Below are 20,799 nucleotides of genomic sequence, written 5' to 3' on the forward strand. Positions count from 1 at the left end.
TCCTACACCAAAATCAATGCAGGATTTTCAACAAACTGCTTAAATGCTGCCAAGAACTGTGCGCCTAACGCACCATCAATCACCCGATGATCACAGGACAAGGTCGCGGTCACCATCTGTCGAATCACGATGCTCTCATTTTCAACTATTGCCCGTTTTTCTGCTGCACCTAAAGCTAAAATCGCACCTTGGGGAGGGTTAATAATCGCGTCAAACTGTTGAACGCCGAGCATACCTAAATTCGAAATACTGAAACTACCGCCCTGAAATTCATCAGGCGCCAATTTGCCAGTTTTGGCACGTGTTGCAAGATCACGCATATCATTGGAAATTTGTGCCAAAGACTTGGTATTGGCAGCTTTAATGATTGGAGTGATAAGGCCATTTTCAATCGCTACGGCAACAGAGATATCCGCCTGATCGAACTGCAAAATCTGCTGATTCTCTTCATCAAACTGAACATTGACCTGTGGCACTTTGATCAATGCAGCTGCTGCCGCTTTAATCAGCATGTCATTGATTGACAATTTCACTTGCGGCACAGTGGCATTAATCTGCTGACGTAATCCCTGAATGGCATCTACATTTAAATTTACGGTTAAACGGAAGTGTGGTGCATTACGTTTTGCTGCCTGTAAGCGTGAAGCAATGGCTTTACGCATACCATTCATCGCAATGGTGGTTACCTTGGCAGTTTCTGTCAGTGTTACATCAGCGCTGTTTTGGGCAGGTGCAGGGTTTTCACGCTGATAAACTGCTTCAACATCTTCCTTACAAATACGCCCTCTGGAGCCTGAGGCTCGGCAGTCATGTAAATTAATGCCCCATTGTTTGGCTAAACGACGTGCAACTGGTGTTGCCAACACTTGGCTATCATCTGCTTTAGATTTCGCCACTTTACCACTCGGTTGCTGTCGAATATCGGGCCATGATCCACCCGCAGCTTGAACTACGGTTTGAATGTCTTGCACACTGATACGACCTTCACGCCCTGAGCCTGAAACCAGCGCCAAATTCACTTGATGCTTTTCAGCCAATTTCAAGGCATGCGGTGTTGCAAAAACATCCTCAACATGTTGGTAACCTTGTAATGCAGCAGGAATTACATAGCCATTTTGGGCAACAGCTTTTGATACCTGCTCAGTACGATTCTGTTTAGGCACAGCTTGTGTCTTGGTTTCAGGCTGAGTTGCCGTCTGCTTTTCAGTAACCACTTCAACAGTTTTGCTTTCATTGACAATAGGTGCACCAGCCAAAGATTGAGCAAAGGCATCAATTTCAGCATCAGAAACTTGCGCATCTGCACAAATTGCAATGATCCCGCCGACCACTAAAGTATCGCCATTATTGGCAATGATTTTACGTAAGGTACTATCAAACGGTGCTTCAAGGACATTGACAATTTTTGTGGTTTCAATTTCACAAATTTCTTGCCCTTTACTAAACTGCTCGCCTGCTTGAATCAACCATTGGGCAATGGTGCCCTCTTCCATCGACAAACCCCATTTTGGGATTTCTAAAGTTTTAATTTCGCTCATCCTAAGCCTCCAACGTTTTACGTACAGCCTGTTCGATACGTTCTACACTTGGTAGCCATTGTTTTTCTAATACTGGTGAAAATGGCACAGGTGAATGCGGTGGTGTCACCAGTTCAATGGGTGCTTTGAGATAATGAAAGCCTTTTTGTGCAATCAATGCAGCTACATCATGCCCAAAACCACAACGGGCAGCAGACTCATCAACAATCACCACACGCCCTGTTGATGCGACAGATTCTAAAATGCCTTCTTCATCCAATGGAGAAATGGTGCGTGGATCGACAACTTCGACAGAAATCCCTTCCTTGGCAAGCTTATCCGCGACTTCATTGGCACGATGCACCATTAAACTTAGTGCAATAATCGTGACATCGGTTCCTTCACGGGTGTAATTTGCTACACCAAAAGGGATGGTATATGGTTCATCTGGAACTTCACCTTTGATGTCATAAAGCAATTTATGTTCACAAAAAACTACGGGATCATCATCACGGATGGCTTGGATCAATAAGCCTTTTACATCATACGCACTAGATGGCACCACGACTTTTAAACCGGGTACAGCAGCAAACACGTTATACGGGGATTGTGAATGTTGTGCGGCAGCAGAAAAACCTGCGCCGATCATGCCTCGAACCACCAAAGGCGCTTTGGCTTTTCCACCAAACATATAACGAAATTTGGCCGCTTGGTTATACAACATGTCATGACATACGCCATAGAAGTCCATAAACATCAGGTCAGCCACAGGTCGTAAACCTGTTGCAGCAGCCCCTGCCGCCATTCCAATAATTGCAGATTCAGTAATCGGGGTATCGATCACACGCTCAGAGCCAAACTCTGTCCATAGCCCTTTGGTGACACCAAGTACGCCGCCAAAGCCTTCGAGTTTATTGTCATCCGTATTTTTACCGCCATGCCCGCCACGGACATCTTCACCGACAACAATCACGCTTGGGTCACGGCGCATTTCTGATTCAATCGCTTCTTTAATCGCGTTTCGATAACTTTTATTTGGCATTGCTTTACTATTCCTTTAGTAAGAGACATAAACGTCGGTAAGAAGTTGAGAAAGTTCTGGATAATTGGCAGCACGTGCTTTTGCGACAGCAGCATCGACATTGGCTTTTGATTCAACATCAATTGCATCCAGCGTGGTTTCAGCAATCTTGCCTTTGACTTTTTCACGGAAAATTTTCAACGGATCTTTATGCTCTTTGACATAATCGAGCTCTTCTTTTGAACGAATCAGTCCTGGGTCACCTTCAAAGTGTCCATAAAAACGATTGGTAATGGTTTCAATCACACTTGGGCCTTCACCACGACGTGCACGTTCAATAGCTTTTTGGGCGACCTCATACACAGCAAAGAAATCTGTCCCATCTACTTTTTCAGCAGGCATACCAAAAGCCGCAGCACGACCTGCAATGTCTTTGCTTCCGACTGCATAATCATGCGCAGTACCTTCACCAAAACCATTATTTTCAAAAACAAAAATCACTGGGAGTTTTAAAACCACAGCCATATTCATCGCTTCAAAGGTCAAACCTTGGTTAGAACCACCATCCCCAGTAAATGACAGACCAATTCCACCCGTCTTTAAGGTTTTTGCGGTTAACGCAGCACCAATTGCCAAAGGCGGCCCACCACCAACAATACCGTTGGCTCCCAACATACCTTTGTCTAAATCAGCAATATGCATTGAACCGCCTTTGCCGCGGCACAAACCATCGTCTTTACCAAAAATTTCCAACATCATGCCGTGAATATCACATCCTTTGGCAATGCAGTGACCGTGACCACGATGGGTTGAGGTAATAAAATCCTTGTCGGTCAAATTTTCACAAATCCCAACGGCTACCGCTTCTTCACCACTGTAAAGATGGATAAATCCGGGAATATCACCTGTATTATTTTCATCGTGAAGTCGATCCTCAAACTCACGAATATCTCGCATCCGTCTGTATGCTGCTAGCAATTGCTCTTCCGTTAATTGCATATACTTATTCCTTCATGTTCACAGTTAAAAGTAAAAACCATATATTTAAAAACAAACACTGGTGTTTAAAATTCGTATATTTATATAAAATTATTTCATTCAAAATTAATATTAGACTAAAAAAATATTTCTTTATAAAACACAATAAAAATATTAAAAACAGTACCTTATAAAGCAAAAAATATTTGTAAATTTTTATAATTTTCAAAAACTTAAAAAATCAAACCTTTAACCAACCTTTATTTTATAATATTAATATTTTGCACTCTTTTATTATATTGATAAATATTTTAAATATATTTGACATCATAGATAAAAATGTCATTTTATATTTAATTATTTTATTTAATGGACTATTTAAAATGGATTTAAAAGTTTCAGTTACCACGGGACAAAAACTACGTGGTGCAGATAAATTGGCACGTATTCCAGTAAAAATTATCAGTACTGAACAAATCCCACAAAAGCCTGAATGGATTCGCGCCAAGATCAGCCAGCCTGAAGAGGTGCAACGTATTAAAAATTTATTACGTCAACAAAAACTACATACCGTATGTGAAGAAGCCGCGTGCCCCAATTTGCCACAATGCTTTGGTGGTGGAACAGCGACCTTTATGATTATGGGAGATATTTGTACCCGTCGATGCCCATTTTGTGATGTGGCCCATGGACGCCCCAATATTTTAGATGCTGATGAACCGAAACATTTAGCAGAAACCGTTAAAAATCTAAATTTAAACTATGTGGTGATTACCTCAGTAGACCGTGATGATCTTCTTGACGGTGGAGCTCAGCACTTTGCTGCATGTATTCGAGAAATCCGTAAAAGTAGCCCAGATACGCTGATTGAGATTTTAGTTCCTGATTTTCGAGGCAGATTAGAAGTTGCCCTCAACATTCTGAGCGAAACCCCGCCAGATGTTTTTAATCATAATATTGAAACAGTCCCTCGTTTGTACCGTGCAATGCGTCCGGGTTCAGATTATCAACATTCACTGGAACTGTTAAAACGGTTTAAGCATTTACGCCCAGACATCGCAACGAAATGTGGCTTGATGGTGGGATTGGGTGAAGTCGAAGCAGAAGTTATTGTGTTGCTGAATGACCTCAGTGACTATCAGGTGGACTATGTCACCATTGGTCAATACTTACAGCCATCTAAATCTCATGCCCCAATACATCGTTTTGTTTCATTGAAAGAGTTTGAACATTATCAAGCACATGGTGAGTTATTAGGGTTTAAAAATATATGGAGTGCGCCAATGGTTCGTTCCAGCTATTTTGCTGATCGTCAATACAAGGGCGAACCTGTACCCAAGCCGTTTACACGTGAAAACATTGCCACAGAAATTTAGGATGATTCAGTGTTAAAGTGAATATGGATGCCTAAACATTAAACAATGAGTACTAAAAAGAATACGCTGTCTTTTTATTGGTAACTTTATTTAACATTTGTGAGCAGAAAACTCATTTCAAAGTGAAACATTAGCTTCTAAAGTGAGACAAATGAATTAATAAAAAAGAATACAAGGTATTAATGGCATAACCATTCATCATAAAGGAATATGATATGAAGCTATTGAATCAATTACAGCCACAAGCGCTTCGTTTACAGACCACACATTTTGTCAATATCGAATCCGTCACTGCTGCGCCACTTCTCGCTTTACCTCCCGAACCAGAACCATCACTGTTTCGTCGTTCTCTTCAACATAATTATGCGGATTTACTAAAAATTGCAGATGATTCTGAAATGGCAATTGGAATCACAGATCATCATGGCACATTACTTTGGACATGGAGCAGCCGTGCTATGCTCTCCTCGGCGGAACAAGTGCATTTTGTCGAAGGTGGACATTGGTCAACACAGGCTGTCGGTACAAATGCGATTGGTTTGGCCTTAAATAATCATCTCTCTAGCTGTGTTTATTCACATGAAAATCAGATGAATAGTGTACAGGATTGGGTTTGTTATGCCGCGCCGATTGTTGACCCTGTATCTGGACAATTTCATGGTGTGATTAATTTATCGACCAAGTACAAGAAGCATACTTCACTGGGTGTATTGGCTGTAGAGCGCTGCGCAGAGTTGGTTCAACGTGCGATTCAATTTGAACAAAAAAACATGCTTTACCTCAAAGTTTTTGGTACACCCAAAGTTCAATTTAACCAACAGCTTTTAACTTTGACCCATCGACAAATTGAAATTCTATGCATTCTTGTGTTACACCCAGAGGGTATTAACCTAGATGAACTGCACTATGCCTTATACGGTGATCGGGACATTAGTGAAAAAACCTTAAAAGCAGAAATGTCACAATTACGCACCTTGCTCCCTAACTGTATTTTATCGCGCCCTTATAAGTTAGTTTGTGAGATTCAAACCGACTTTACCAGAGCTGAACAATCCCTCAATGCAGGTTTTCTCGCCAGTACATTTTCACTCTACAAAGGAAGTTTTTTGGCCAAATCAGAAAGCCCTTTCTTGACCACATGGCGTGATTGTTTCGATGCGCGTTTAAGTCATCTGATTTATCAAATTCAGGATATTGACCCACTTTTAAAAATTATTAGTCGTCTTCCTGAACGTAATGATGCAATACAACGGGTACTGGAGTTATTGCCTGAACAAAGTCAGCATCGCGCGTATTTTTTAAAATTACTTTAGGCTCAATGAACTTAGATATTTTATTGCACAACTTGTAGTACAGTGCCGTTTTGCTCCGATGTTTAAGGCTATAAAGTTGAGTAAAATAGAATACATCTCCTCAAGCGAGCTATGTTTTTGCTTAAAGTCGTTTTGCTTGAAGTTGTTTTTCTTGAAGTTGCTTTGTATAAAAAATGATAAATGCCTCGATCTAAGATTAATTTTTAAGGCCAATGACAGAAAATGCACGGCAAATATAGTCAACCTGTCAAAAAAAATCAGACACAATAATATAATTTCTCTTAATTAATATTTTTAATTAAATCAAACATATGATGAAATAATATTGTTTAATTATATAAAAGCTTACACTGCCACATCTTAAATTCAAAGTTTAAATCCCTTTGCGTAGGCGATGCCTCACTTTTCAGAGATGAAAAGTGACAAAAATCTTCTATTGGGCGAAGGGTACGTCCTGTACCCCCGCCCAACGGCGACATCCATGTCGCCTCACGGTAGGATCACCAGCTATGATTCAAAAGTATAAAAATGAATTGATAACCAACAATTTTTAAAAGTTAATACAAAAACATAAGCTTCATTTATGCTCAATGACTTGATGCAAATCACTTGTATGAAATAATTAGGTGATTTGACTATATAGAAAATTATAAGATTAAAATTAATATATTTTTCACGTAATTAAAATAAACTATGAGCCTGCTCAATACTACAACGCCTCACAATCGTACCTCTCTCCGCAAAAAATCAATTGCTAAAATTAAAATACAAGTAATTTAAACATAAACGCCCTTTAAATGATAATGATTATATTTTACATTTAACACCATGCTGATCTTCTCGATCCGCTCAGCACTGAAAGAAAGGCAATTGTGGTTTATTGCTTAATAAATATAGGTAGACTTAATAATGAATAGCCAACAACAAACGACATCAGATCAAAAAATAGTACCAGACCCAAAAGCGATACTGAAACAAGATGATCATATGCGGAATCTGGAAGTCATTGAGATGACGATAACGGCGATTTCTCATCCTTTTCCGTCAATTGTACGTATTCGGGGGGAAATTAATACAACACAGCCAGACTTATGGACAACACCTAACCTTGCCATTCGTTTAGAAGTGCATCAACAAGCAGACAGCTTACCTATATCACGTGTATATACCGTGCGTTGCTTTGATCCAAGTACCCGTCAAATTGAAATTGACTTTGTTCTACATGCTGACCCAAGTCCAGCAATGCTTTGGCTAGATTCAGCAAAAATTGGCACTAAAATTCAACTTACGGGTCCAAGACCGCACTTTCTCCCCAACTTTACCCCAGCCAAACGCATGGTGATGTTTGCTGACGAAACCGCCATTCCTGCCGTCTATTCAATTTTACAGCATTGGCAACTGGGGATTCAGGGAGAGATTTATATTGAAAGTTGTGAAGCCAATATTATTGATGATTTGCCAAAACATCATGGAGTAAATATGCATTTACTCCATCGGGAAAAACCACAGCAAGCGGGTAAATTGGGCATGCTACTTAAAGTTGCCGCGCAGTTTAAAGATCGTGAAGATATAAGCGTTTGGGCAGCCTGTGAACGTAATGAAGCAAGAGCGATACGTAAGCTGTTTACCCAACACAGTCATTTGAGTAAAGATGATATTCGTGTAGCGGGCTATTGGAATGTCGGCATGTCCAGCTCAACATTAGATCTGAGCCGAGTCGCATATTATCAAAAACATCTAGAACAAGGTAAAACACTAGAAACATTTGATGATCTAGATATGCCTGTTTAACTGAAACCATAGCCCGATTTAAATCACCCCATCTCACTTTTCTTAAGACGGTTATTTCGGGGGAGTATTTGAGATGGAAATCAATTCTTGAGGGTGATGCTCTGGCTTTATTATGGCCTAACTCAATGATGATTGAACACAATTGACAGCAACCGACTCGGATCTCGCGATCCGAGTCTTTTTTTATTATTCATTGCTCAGCTTGTGTAGACGAATTGTCAACAGACCTTAATTTCTGACTTTTATTTGACGGGTTCAGAAGAATCAGTCGTTTTATTGACAGCTTGTGGCGGTTGCGGGCTGGCTAAGTCCTGATTAATTGCTTTGGTTAAACCAAACATATACAGCAAAATAATCACCGAGAATGGTAAACCACATAGCACCACGGCACTTTGCATCGAATGGAAACTACCTGCTAACAGTAAACCAATACTGACAATGGTAATCACTACAGACCAGAAAATTCGTAACCAAATCGGTGAATCACTTTCATTGCTTCCGCCTTTTGTAGATAGATTTGCAATCATCAGCGTACCCGAACCCACTGGGGTCAAGAACAGTACAAAACAAATCACCACAACAATCCCAGCCACATAAGGATTAAAAGGTAAATATTCGAGCAATTTAAACAAAGACAAAGCTGGATCGGTAAGAACCATATCGCCCAAAACTTTTTGTTTTTGATTCAAAATTAAATCAATTGCAGTATTTCCGAAAATGGAAATCCAAGCCAAAGTAAAGCCTAAAGGGATCAGACACACACCCAAGACCACTTCACGAATGGTACGCCCTTTTGAAATACGCGCAATAAACATCCCAACGAAAGGTGCCCAAGCAATCCACCAAGCCCAATAAAACACCGTCCAAGAACCGAGCCAGCCTTTCGCTTGTGGATTGTATAAATACACATCAAAACTTTTCGCAACAAAATGGTTGAGATAGTCACCCACGTTCTGTACCAAACCATTGAGTAAATGATTGGTGGGTCCTGTTAAGAACACAAATAACAATAACGCATAGAGTAAACGTAAGTTAATCCGTGAAAGCCAAGCCAGTCCTTTTTCAATCCCCACCACTGTGGTGATGGTCGCAACAGACATCATCACCAATACCACTGCAATCAGGGTAACATTGTTGTCTGGAATGGCTGGGACTAAATAGCTGATGCCCGAAACCAACACCAGTGCACCAATACCTAGGTTGGTGACCAAAGAAATCACCGTGGCTAAAATACCAAAACCATCCACAAAGTCTCCGATCAAACCATAGATCCGATCGCCAAAAATTGGATAAAGCGCAGAACGTAAAGCCAGAGGTAAATCTAAGCGAAAGGCAAAATAGCCCAAGGTGACACCCAATAAGGCATAGAGAACCCAACCATGTATACCCCAATGTAAAAAGCTATACATCATGGCATCTCTGGCAGCTTGGATTGTGCCGCCCTCGCCTTCAGGTGGTCTTAAGAAATGATCGACAGGTTCAGCAACACCATAATACAGTAAGGCAATACCGATACCTGCTGAAAACAGCATAGACACCCAAGCCAAGTAACCAAACTCAGGTTTATCGCCATCTTTTCCAAGTGGAAGTTGTCCAGCACGTGAAAAAGCCAGCCATCCGACAAAACCCAGACATGCCACAATCACCAGCATGTAATACCAACCAAAGAGTTGATTGGCCTGCTCTTGCACATAGGTCAGCCAAAACTGACTTCTTTCTGGAAATAAAACAAACAATAGGCCAAAAATACCGATACTGATTGCAGAACTTCCAAACACAAATAAATTTAATCGAATCCGTTCGGATGAATATCCTTTATGGCTATTTGACACCATGCTATTGCTCCTTGCAATCGGTGTATTTTCTTAAAAAATAATAGGATATGTACTATTTTTACTGAACATCCTGATGGATCAGAATGTTGATGTATACACTTACACTTCTTATTACTCATCAAAAAATTATTGATTTTTGTAGATTATACTTTTTATTGATTGAACGTTCAATCAATAAAAAGTATTATAAAAAAATGCTAAGATGTTCTACATTGAGTAATGTTAAATAAAAAGTGCCTTTTCAGCACTTTAAGTGGATATACATGACAAAACGTAGAGTCAAACCAGAGCATGTGCGACGTGAAGAAATTATTAACGCCGCATTTGATGTGATTTATGAAGTGGGCTTATCCAATATGACCATTGCACAAATCGCAAAGAAAGCCGAGCTATCCACAGGTATTGTGAGTCACTATTTTGGTGATAAACAGGGATTAATAAATACCTGCATGCAAGAAATGCTGAATGTTTTACGTCGTAAAACCGACCAAAATAAAACTGAAGCAGACGAGCATCCAGAAAGCCAACTTAAAGCAATTATTGATTCTAACTTTGATATTAGTCAGGTCAATAAACAAGCCATGCGCATCTGGTTAGACTTTTGGTCTGCAAGCATGCACCTACCCGAACTTGGGCGCTTGCAACAAATTAATGATCAACGCCTGTATTCAAACTTGAAGTTTCACTTTCTCAAGTTATTGGACAAAGAACAGGCAAGCATTGCCGCTCGTGGTTTAGCGGCATTGATTGACGGATTATGGTTACGTGGCAGTTTAAGCAGTCATGATGAATTTGACAGCCAGCTGGCGCGTTCCATTGCTTACGATTATGTAAAAACGCAATTGCAATTTGCGAAAAAACCTTTGCAGGAGAGACAGAATGAGTGATTCACAAGTTCATCAATTGTACATCCATGGTCGCTATGTAGCAGCGACCAGTGGTAAGACCTTTACCAGTATTAACCCTGCCAACGGTGAAGTGATCGCAACCCTTCAACAAGCATCACAACAAGACATAGAAGCGGCTGTTCAAAGCGCACAACAAGGTCAAAAAATTTGGGCCGCAATGACAGCGATGGAGCGTTCTCGTATTTTACGTCGCGCTGTCGACATTTTACGTGAGCGTAATGATGAACTCGCTCGCTTAGAAACCCTCGATACAGGTAAAGCCTATAGCGAAACATCGACCGTTGATATTGTCACAGGTGCCGATGTACTCGAATATTACGCAGGTCTCGCGACTGCAATTCAGGGAGAGCAAGTTCCGCTTCGTGAATCAAGCTTTTTCTATACCCGTCGTGAACCACTTGGTGTTGTCGCGGGAATCGGTGCTTGGAACTATCCAATTCAAATCGCATTATGGAAATCTGCCCCTGCCCTAGCTGCTGGGAATGCCATGATCTTTAAACCAAGTGAAACCACACCACTAAGCGTATTTAAACTTGCTGAAATCTATACTGAAGCTGGACTACCAGATGGCGTATTTAACGTAGTACAAGGTGCAGGCCGTGAGATTGGACAATGGTTAACTGAACATCCAGTCATTGAAAAAATTTCTTTCACTGGTGGTGTTGAAACAGGCAAGAAAGTTATGGCAAGTGCCGCAGGTTCTACACTCAAAGAAGTGACCATGGAACTCGGCGGTAAATCCCCTTTAATTATTTGTGATGATGCTGACCTCAATCGTGCAGCAGACATTGCGGTGATGGCAAACTTCTTTAGTTCAGGTCAAGTCTGTACCAATGGTACACGTGTCTTTGTTCCAAAAGCCCTGTTGGCAGATTTTGAAGCCGCTATTGTAGAACGGGTAAAACGAATCCGTATCGGCGATCCAATGGCGGAGCAAACCAACTTTGGTCCACTCACCAGCTTCCCCCATATGGAAAAAGTCCTGTCGTTCATTGAGTCAGGCAAACAACAAGGTGCCAAACTGCTGATTGGCGGTGGCCGTGCGACAGAAGCTGAATTGGCGCAAGGTGCTTATGTGTTACCGACAGTTTTCAGTGACTGCCAAGATGATATGCGCATTGTTGAAGAAGAAATCTTTGGCCCTGTCATGAGCATTCTCAGTTATGAAACTGAAGAAGAAGTCATTCGTCGTGCCAATGACACCACTTTTGGTTTAGCAGCAGGTGTTGTGACTCAAGACATCACCAAAGCACATCGCATTATTCATCAAATCGAAGCAGGTATTTGCTGGATCAACACATGGGGCGAATCCCCTGCTGAAATGCCAGTGGGTGGCTATAAGCAATCAGGTGTCGGCCGTGAAAATGGTTTAACCACACTTGGGCATTACACCCGTATCAAATCAGTTCAAGTTGAGTTAGGTGAGTATCAAAGCATTTTTTAATGCACTCACACTTTCTCCGTATATCAATCCTATGTGCCATGTCATCACCTGATTGCATTGGCACTTTTAAAAAATACAAAAAGGATAATTATGACTACTCAAGCATATGACTACATTATCATCGGCGCAGGATCTGCCGGAAATGTGCTCGCAACACGTTTAACTGAAGATAAAGACGTTACTGTTTTACTCTTGGAAGCAGGTGGCCCAGACTACCGTTTAGATTTCCGTACTCAAATGCCAGCAGCATTGGCTTACCCACTACAAGGGCGCCGTTACAACTGGGCATATCTCACAGACCCTGAACCACATATGAATAATCGCCGTATGGAATGCGGCCGCGGTAAAGGTTTAGGTGGTTCATCATTGATTAACGGGATGTGTTATATCCGTGGTAATGCAATGGACTTAGATAACTGGTCGACGCTCAAAGGGCTAGAAGACTGGAGCTATGCAGACTGCTTACCATATTATAAAAAAGCTGAAACCCGTGATATTGGTGGCAATGACTACCACGGCGCCAATGGCCCTGTATCTGTGGCAACCCCTAAAAATGGCAACAATGTCTTGTTCCATGCCATGGTTGAAGCAGGTGTACAAGCAGGCTATCCACGCACAGATGACTTAAATGGTTATCAACAAGAAGGTTTCGGTCCAATGGATCGTACCGTGACACCAAAAGGCCGTCGCTCTAGTACTGCGCGTGGTTATTTAGACATGGCAAAAGGTCGTCCTAATTTAACAATCGTGACCCATGCCACCACCAATAAAATTTTATTTAATCAAAAACAAGCGATTGGTGTGGAATATATCATCGGTGCGGATAAAACCAATCTCACCCAAGCACGTGCAAACCGTGAGGTCTTGCTTTGTGCGGGTGCTATCGCATCACCACAAATTTTACAACGTTCTGGTGTTGGTGAAAGTAGCTTCCTTAAATCAATGGACATCGATGTTGTACATGATTTACCGGGTGTCGGTGAAAACTTACAAGACCATTTGGAAATGTACTTACAATACAAATGTAAGCAACCTGTTTCACTCTACCCCGCTTTAAAATGGTTTAACCAGCCTGCAATTGGTGCTGAATGGTTATTTAATGGGACTGGTATTGGCGCAAGCAACCAGTTTGAAGCAGGTGGTTTTATCCGCAGCTCAGATGAATTTGACTGGCCGAATATTCAATATCACTTCTTACCCGTTGCGATTAACTATAACGGCAGTAATGCAGTGAAAGAACACGGCTTCCAAGCGCATGTTGGTTCTATGCGCTCACCAGCACGTGGTCGAATTAAGCTGAAATCTAAAGATCCATTTGAACATCCAAGTATTCTGTTCAACTATATGTCGACTGAGCAAGACTGGCGTGAATTCCGTGATGCCATTCGTATCACCCGTGAAATCATGCAACAGCCTGCATTAGATGCATATCGTGGCGATGAAATCAGTCCTGGAAAACAGGTGCAAACTGATGCTGAACTGGATGATTTCGTGCGCAACCATGCTGAAACTGCTTACCATCCTTCATGTAGTTGCAAGATGGGTGAAGACGAAATGGCAGTGGTTGACGGTCAAGGTCGTGTACACGGTCTACAAGGCTTGCGCGTTGTTGATGCTTCGATTATGCCGCTGATCATTACTGGAAATTTAAATGCCACAACGATTATGATCGCTGAAAAAATCGCAGATCAAATTCGTGGCAAAAAATTGCCACGTTCTGAAGCGGGTTATTACAAAGCTGGCACAGCACCTGTGCGCAAAGCGCCTTTACGTCCGATCGTGTAAAAGTATTCATATTTTAGCGACACCTCAGTTTTGACTGAGTGTGTCGCATCTTTCAAGGACGAATAACATGAGAAAAAAATTATTATTGACCATCCCTTTGAGTTTATTTTTTCAAACTATACATGCCAATGAGTCTGGTGTAGAAACGCCGTCTCCATATAGCGCAAATTTGACACTAGCCAGCCAATATATCTCACGTGGTTTTCAACAGACCTGGGGTAACCCTGCTGTACAAGGTGGATTTGATTATGCTCATCCCAATGGTTTATATGCCGGAACTTGGGCTTCTACTGTGAGTGATGACTTCATCCGTGATGCCAATGTTGAATGGGATGTCTATACTGGTTATAGCCGTAGTTTCGGTCAGTTAAATCTGGGGACTAAAGTCGCTTATTACTACTATCCTGGGGCAAAAACCACTGCTGAAACAGGTCATACCCGTTTTGATTATGGTGAAATTATTCCAGAAATCAGCTATGGTCCGCTGAGTGTTAAATATGCAATTACCTATACTCAAGATTATTTTGGCAATAATTCTGATACTTTAGCAATTGGTTCCAATAAGCACTCTCGTGGTTCAGGCTATTTAGATGTAAATTGGCTACAACCCATCGTCCAAGGCTGGTCGCTGAATATGCATTATGGCAATCAACGTATAAAAAACTTTTCTACCGCAAGCTTTCAAGATGCCAGTGTTGCCATTAACAAAGCGCTGCCTTATGGCTTATCTTCTAGTTTAAGTTATAGCAAAGCATGGGACAAAGACGGATATTATCAAAAATACAGCAATGGCAATCCCAATGCCAAAGTTTCAAATCCAATTGATTCCACCCTCACTTTTTCACTCACTAAAAAGTTTTAAACTAAAGTTTAGATATTCAGTAACCTGTTATAGATCAACCAAAAACCATGCCCTCCATGAGCGTGGTTTTTTAATGTCTATAGTCACCCCCCTAATTATTCATACAAGTGATTTCTATCAAGTCATTGATCAGAAATGAACTTATGTTTTTGTATGTGCTTTTAGAAACTGTTGGTTATCAATTCATTTTTTTTACTTTTGAATTATAGATGGTGATTCTACCGTGAGGCGACATGGATGTCGCCGTTGGGCGGGGGTACAGGACGTACCCCTCGCCCAATAGAAGATTTTTGTCACTTTTCATCTCTGAAAAGTGAGGCATCGCCTACACAAAGCTATTTAAACTTTGAATGTAAGGTGTGGCATTGCAAGCTTTTTATAATTAAATAATTTATTTTCTCATGCAATTGATTTAATTAAAAATATTCATTAAAAGAAATTATATTCTTGTGTCTGAGCTTTTTTGACAGGTTGACTTATATCTTGGCTTATTTCAATAAAGCAAACTCAAATCTCCCCATACTGTTGAATTATCATTAGACAGCCATTGATTGTTTGTATAAAGTATTAGGAACGATTGTTCCAGTATAAATTAATATTATGCGTACGAAAGAGTTTGATCCTGAAGAAGTTGAAAATGCGGTTATGCAAGTTTTCTGGCGTAAAGGATTTGCAGCGACATCAATTCAAGATTTGGTTGAGGAAACTGGACTCTCACGCAGCAGTTTATATAGTTCCTTTAAAAATAAAGAGCAACTCTACCAACAGGCCTTATCTCGCTATCAACGCCTGATCAGTAAATCAAATATTGATTTATTATCCAGTGATGGATCAGTCAAAAGTATCATCCAACAATTACTATCTCGTATCATTGAAGATGAATTAAATGATCCGCAACATCGCGGTTGCCTAATGGCCAATGCCTGTTTGGAGTTAGCAGGACACGATCAAAAGACTGCAGAATCTGTCACGTACAACTTTGAACGATTACAGCTCGCACTGGAACAGCTCATGATCAGAGGAAAGCAATCTGGTGAAATCACCCTACACAGTTCTCCACAAGCCTTAGCACTTTTTTTCGTGAATACCATTCAAGGCATTCGCGTTTTGAGCAAAGGCTGTAGCGCAGAAAATCGTCAGCAATATCTAGAGAATGTTGCTGAAGTCGCACTAAATACCTTGTATTAATTTTTAGTTTCACCCCCTTAGCCGACTGGGTAGTTTGCAATGCTGAGGGTTTTATTTACCTTAAAATGGAACGATCATTCCAATATAAATACAACATGGAGTAAACAATGAATATTAATCTTGAAAATTTTGGGATGCCTATATTCCTTAAACGAGATGACCTTTCTGTCAATCATACACAGAGGTTTAGCGCATGAATCAGTTCAACAACAGATCAGAGCAGAACCGATCTACACTCAGCTTACCAATTTGGAAATTATTGGCATTTACGGTTGCAGGTTTTATTACCATTATGACGGAAATCATACCAGCGGGCTTATTGGCATTGATCAGTCATGACTTAGAGGTGTCTGAAGCTTTAGCAGGACAAATGATTTCAGTTTATGCCCTAGGATCGGTCATTGCAGCGATCCCTGTGGTTGCTGCAACACGGAGTTGGTCAAGAAAACCTTTATTGTTATTGGCAATCACAGGCTTGTTTGTCTTCAATAGTCTAACAGCGCTATCTTCCAGCTATATCATCATCCTGATTTCACGATTTATTGCAGGAATGTCTGCTGGAATTATCTGGGGTATCTTGGCAGGTTATGCTCGAAGTCTGGTTCCTGCCCATCTACAAGGCAGAGCGATGGCAATCGTTGGAGTGGGTCAACCCATCGCATTATGTCTGGGTGTGCCTTTAGCTATTGGGTTGGGCAATCTGTTTGGCTGGCGTGGGGTTTTCTGGATGATTTCAGGACTTGCTTTAATCCTGATCATCTGGATAAAAATAAGCCTTCCTCATTTGGCAGGACAACCAGCAAGCAAACAACAATCTATTCTCAACGTCTTGGTACACCCCGGTATAGGCGCAATTTTAGCGGTTATTTTTGTTTGGATTTTGGCACACAACATACTTTATACCTTTATTTCGCCTTATTTGGCTGCTGTACAGCTGAGTGAGCATATTGATCTTATTCTTCTTATTTTTGGCCTTTCTTCAATATTCGGCATTTGGATTACAGGTATTTGGATCGATAGATCATTACGCAAATTAACCCTGATCAGTTTAACAGGCTTTGCCATCGCTGCCCTTTTCATGGGCTTGAGTAGTCATCACATCTGGCTTGTGATGCTAGGTATCGTACTTTGGGGAATGACTTTTGGTGGTGCACCAACCCTACTACAAACTGCGTTGGCAGATGTCGCAGGTGAAAATGTAGATATTGCCCAATCCATGCTGGTGACGGTGTTTAATCTTGCGGTTGCAGGGGGCGGTATTTTAGGCGGCATCCTGCTACAAAATGTAGGCATAGACTCATTTTTTGTTTGTATCATCGCTTTATCATTATTGGGTTTATCTATTGTATTTTTAGCGCATGAAAATGGTTTTAAAGCAGGACATCGTTTGGGCAGCAAATAAATTTAAAGCTGTCATTTAACACCATGCTTCGATGACAACAGCTATTGGATCAAACAGCGCTATCATCGTTGACTGGGCTGTTTGATCCGTCTCTTAAACGATAGCTGAAGCGTGCTCATAATGAACGCAATCAACCACAATGTAGACACTGAAGACACCAAAATAACCTCCATGATTTTTTCCAAACAAGGCAAATACGCGCAAATATAAAACCTTTAAAATATAGAAGCGAACAATATACAAAACATCAATTTGTACCGTTATTTCACAGCAACACTTAAAAAATTTACCGATTATCACATAGACTTTTTGCAAAATTTAATTGATAATGATTATCAATTTCATTATCTGAAAAATTGGTGAACACTTTGGAACAGCCTACTCTAGCGACTGAAGCGATTCGAGCATTTTTTACCTTACAATGCTGCTGGTTAAACAGTGAAGAAATTTATCTTGAACAAGGTTGTTTGCATTGTGGTTCGGCAGCAACTTATTTAATTTATTTTACCCATGCGCCTATTCAAAAATTAATGCTTGATTTTATTCAAAAATATAACTGCCATAACAGCAAAAAATCAGACTTACTCGACTTATTAGACTTTGAACAGAATTATAATGATTTTTTACAAGTGCTTGAAAGTGCAGTAAACAGTTATGCTCGACAATATCAAAACCAAGCTTGTCATTTGGCATTTGAAAGTGTTGAATCTATTTTTGAACGTGAAGCAGCCATCGCATGTTAAGGAATTGGTGCAGCAATAAATCAAGCTGTAATGATTGAATCGAATAGACTATTTTTTAATTTAATGACATCAATTTGTTACTCTCAATCTATCAAAATAAAGGGGCCAATAAGTTGCTTGAAGTCTTCTCGACAACAGCAACTTATTGACCCCGATAATAAATCTTAAGTTAAGATCCAGCATATAAGACTTAGTCAACAAAAGTTAAGCGATTAAATTTTCATACTTATACCCAGCTGTACCCCACGCCCAGGAAGTGGTGCAATGTATTTTAATGGCGAGTTCTGTGGTCGTGCATCTTCATTTAACAAATTAGACCCATTGAGAAAAACATCAAAATTGGCATTTTGTAATTTGAAGTGTTTCTGAATTTGTAGATCCAACAAGTTATAAGACGGCAATGGAATTTCTTTAGACACATTTTTGCCTAAATACTGAGCTTGATCATAGTAAATATTGGATAAGCGTGCTGACCAATCATTCTTATTCCATTCAAGATTTAGCCCATAACGGTTCGTTGGCATATTGGGTAAGTAATTTCCATCATTTGCCAAACTGGTTTTGTTTGGATTGAGGTTTTTATTTTTCACCAAGTCAGCAAAAGCAGAGATCAAAAGATTGCCATACTGATTGAGTTCAAACTTTTGTTTTAAATCAATTTCAAATCCAGTGATTTCAGCATCTGTCTGGGTCCAATATTTAAGCGGCAAGCGATTACGCATTTGTGCCCCTGAATGGGTCAAATACAAATACTTGTCATATTTCATCTTATATACAGTCGCTTCAAAATTAAAATTTTTATAATTGAACAGGCCTGTTAACTCAAGATTTTTGGACCTTTCTTCTTTGAGTTTTTGATTGCCTTCTTCTTGTAACATAATTGAATAATGTGGATTGCTGGCATAAAGTTCATTAATTTCAGGCGCTCTATCTGACACTGAATAACGCAACTTTAAACCCAATAGATCATTATATTTTAGGTATGAACCGAAACTGTAGCTTTCAAGATTAAATTTTGTATCGGTGAGTTTTGTATTCGGTGAATTTCTGGATGGTACAAAATCACTTTTTTGAATTTTATGTTCAACCTTTTCGTTACGATAACCAGCATCGAGTTCTAGCCAATCAAAGTCTAATTTTTCCTTGATAAACACGGCTTGTGTTTGCGTATTGATATTCGGTAAATAACGTAAATTTCCATGTCCTACCACTTTACGATCAATCTGATTAAAGCCAATAAAACCATTCCAAAATTCAACAGGTCTATGCTTCAGTAATAATTCAGCCTGTTGGGTATCAAATTTATAGTTATTGGCCATTTTTGATCCTAAATATTCCCCTGATGTATTGACACTCTTACTCACATCAAATTGTATTTGTTTCAATAACAACGGGCTAAAATTAAACTCGCTGTCTAAGGCATATCTTCGCTGATCTGTTTTCACCCCGACTGGTATGCTGTCACTGGTAGATTGAAAAGATTTATTTTCAAGAGAAAATCCAGGTACCCCATATTCACTTTTTTTTGAATCAGCACTGAGCCCAATACGTCCATTGTTGAGAAAATAAGTACTTCCAATCGCAAAGTGCTGATTGTCTAAATAGCTATTGCCCAGCTTGTTTTTATAGTTGGGTGTGACATCTTTATTAATTTTATTTTCAGTATATTGCTGGGTATTGGGCACATATTTAGGGTTTATCGGATTGGTATAGGTTTTTCCACTCCAAACTGAGGTAGGTTTATCTGTATAGAAGGAAAATGAACCATCTGCCCAATCAGGATTTTCCGTCATAAATTGGTCAATATAAGGCTGTGATGCAGTATTATAATTTTTTTGAATGCGTGCTTCTTTTTGGCAAGCATCTGCCAATGCTGTATTTACCCCACCCGTCGCTGGAAATACACCAGTATTACATATGCTCGCTTTACCCTCTCCCGGAATTTTATAAGCTGACATATCTTGGCTAGAAAACAATACATTGGTAGAAAAATTACTTTGGTTATTGAGATTGAGTTTAAAGCCTTTGGCATCAAAATCATTCCAGCCCTTTTTCGCTACAAGCTCTAATTGAGAACTTTTATTCGGCATCGCTGTATCGATTAGACCAGAATCAATATTCACACTTCCGCCAATGGCATTACCACCATAACGTACACTGTCTGAAGATTTATTGACGGTAACAGATTGAGTGAATAAAGGATCAAAAGGGATATTAATATTGCCACTGATACTATTCATCCCATAAATAGACTGACCATTTTCCAAAATCTGCACCCGGTTTCCACTCAAACTGCGAATCACAGGCGCACCTGAATTGGGACCAAAAGCGCTACTTTGTACTCCTGAAAGATGCTTTAAAGCATCACCTAAAGTTTTATTGTCTGCATTTCTATTTTCTACAACGATACTTTGATTGATAAATGGATCATTTTCAGCATTGACTCGAATCACTGGAAGTACAGTCAGTTGTTTATTTTCAATCGCATATGCAGGAAAGACCGGTAAAGAAATAGCGATTGCTAAAGTATGGTGACGCATCATGGATTCCGGATTGTAATTTATTGTTATGTTATAACATTACATAAACAGATGTACAACAATTATCATCAATGCTTATACAGCTAGACCAGCTAG

At 40.1% G+C, this 20,799-nt stretch carries 15 protein-coding genes; 10 read left to right on the plus strand and 5 right to left on the minus strand.

Annotation, left to right across the window (positions count from 1 at the left end; genetic code table 11):
* Nucleotides 1–2 precede the first annotated feature (2 nt).
* The 3 genes from AC07U8_RS16020 to AC07U8_RS16030 are packed head-to-tail and all read right to left on the minus strand — an operon-like array spanning nt 3 to nt 3,537.
* A complete protein-coding gene (locus AC07U8_RS16020) occupies nt 3–1,538 on the minus strand; it encodes a dihydrolipoamide acetyltransferase family protein (RefSeq protein WP_270383562.1) in 1,536 nt (511 codons plus the stop codon).
* A gap of 1 nt (nt 1,539) precedes the next feature.
* The gene (locus AC07U8_RS16025; RefSeq protein ID WP_004717558.1) at nt 1,540–2,559 is read right to left on the minus strand and encodes an alpha-ketoacid dehydrogenase subunit beta; all 1,020 of its coding nucleotides are present in this window, start codon (nt 2,557–2,559) and stop codon (nt 1,540–1,542) included.
* Between the two features lie 15 nt (nt 2,560–2,574).
* On the minus strand, nt 2,575–3,537 hold the full coding sequence (locus tag AC07U8_RS16030) for a thiamine pyrophosphate-dependent dehydrogenase E1 component subunit alpha (RefSeq protein WP_004823426.1): 963 nt from the start codon (nt 3,535–3,537) through the stop codon (nt 2,575–2,577).
* Nucleotides 3,538–3,899: 362 nt separating this feature from the next.
* On the opposite strand from AC07U8_RS16030, the gene lipA reads away from it, so the two are divergent.
* The 3 genes from lipA to AC07U8_RS16045 all read left to right on the plus strand — a co-directional run bounded on the left by lipA (nt 3,900) and on the right by AC07U8_RS16045 (nt 7,996).
* A complete protein-coding gene (lipA, locus tag AC07U8_RS16035; protein WP_151802840.1) occupies nt 3,900–4,892 on the plus strand; it encodes a lipoyl synthase in 993 nt (330 codons plus the stop codon).
* A 215-nt stretch (nt 4,893–5,107) separates the two neighbouring features.
* Nucleotides 5,108–6,205: a helix-turn-helix domain-containing protein gene (locus AC07U8_RS16040; RefSeq protein ID WP_004823428.1), complete on the plus strand. Its 1,098-nt coding sequence runs from the start codon at nt 5,108–5,110 to the stop codon at nt 6,203–6,205.
* 909 nt (nt 6,206–7,114) lie between these two features.
* Complete coding sequence (locus tag AC07U8_RS16045) at nt 7,115–7,996, plus strand: siderophore-interacting protein (protein ID WP_270383553.1); 882 nt, start codon at nt 7,115–7,117, stop codon at nt 7,994–7,996.
* 242 nt (nt 7,997–8,238) lie between these two features.
* On the opposite strand, the gene AC07U8_RS16050 is transcribed toward AC07U8_RS16045, so the two are convergent.
* A complete protein-coding gene (locus tag AC07U8_RS16050) occupies nt 8,239–9,831 on the minus strand; it encodes a BCCT family transporter (protein ID WP_004823430.1) in 1,593 nt (530 codons plus the stop codon).
* 263 nt (nt 9,832–10,094) lie between these two features.
* Between AC07U8_RS16050 and betI the strand changes: the two genes are divergently transcribed.
* From betI to AC07U8_RS16085, 7 genes are all read left to right on the plus strand, one after another.
* Nucleotides 10,095–10,718 carry a transcriptional regulator BetI gene (gene betI, locus AC07U8_RS16055; protein ID WP_004717575.1) on the plus strand — a complete coding sequence of 208 codons (624 nt, stop codon included), beginning with the start codon at nt 10,095–10,097 and terminating at the stop codon, nt 10,716–10,718.
* A complete protein-coding gene (gene betB, locus AC07U8_RS16060) occupies nt 10,711–12,183 on the plus strand; it encodes a betaine-aldehyde dehydrogenase (protein ID WP_004823433.1) in 1,473 nt (490 codons plus the stop codon). The genes betI and betB overlap by 8 nt, the downstream gene beginning before the upstream one ends.
* A gap of 90 nt (nt 12,184–12,273) precedes the next feature.
* The gene (betA, locus tag AC07U8_RS16065) at nt 12,274–13,968 is read left to right on the plus strand and encodes a choline dehydrogenase (protein ID WP_004717579.1); all 1,695 of its coding nucleotides are present in this window, start codon (nt 12,274–12,276) and stop codon (nt 13,966–13,968) included.
* 67 nt (nt 13,969–14,035) lie between these two features.
* Nucleotides 14,036–14,830 (plus strand): TorF family putative porin, encoded by a 795-nt coding sequence (locus AC07U8_RS16070; protein WP_270383539.1) that lies wholly within the window; start codon nt 14,036–14,038, stop codon nt 14,828–14,830.
* A gap of 600 nt (nt 14,831–15,430) precedes the next feature.
* Complete coding sequence (locus AC07U8_RS16075; RefSeq protein WP_004823436.1) at nt 15,431–16,018, plus strand: TetR/AcrR family transcriptional regulator; 588 nt, start codon at nt 15,431–15,433, stop codon at nt 16,016–16,018.
* A gap of 193 nt (nt 16,019–16,211) precedes the next feature.
* Nucleotides 16,212–17,420: an MFS transporter gene (locus AC07U8_RS16080; RefSeq protein WP_270383534.1), complete on the plus strand. Its 1,209-nt coding sequence runs from the start codon at nt 16,212–16,214 to the stop codon at nt 17,418–17,420.
* 368 nt (nt 17,421–17,788) lie between these two features.
* Nucleotides 17,789–18,163 carry a hypothetical protein gene (locus AC07U8_RS16085; protein ID WP_167321156.1) on the plus strand — a complete coding sequence of 125 codons (375 nt, stop codon included), beginning with the start codon at nt 17,789–17,791 and terminating at the stop codon, nt 18,161–18,163.
* A gap of 212 nt (nt 18,164–18,375) precedes the next feature.
* Here AC07U8_RS16085 and AC07U8_RS16090 read toward each other — a convergent pair whose 3' ends face one another.
* Nucleotides 18,376–20,703, minus strand: coding sequence for a TonB-dependent receptor (locus tag AC07U8_RS16090; protein ID WP_270383529.1), 2,328 nt, complete (start codon nt 20,701–20,703; stop codon nt 18,376–18,378).
* Between the last annotated feature and the right edge of the window lie 96 nt (nt 20,704–20,799).

Source organism: Acinetobacter sp. GW821-FHT01E09 (genome assembly GCF_059422385.1).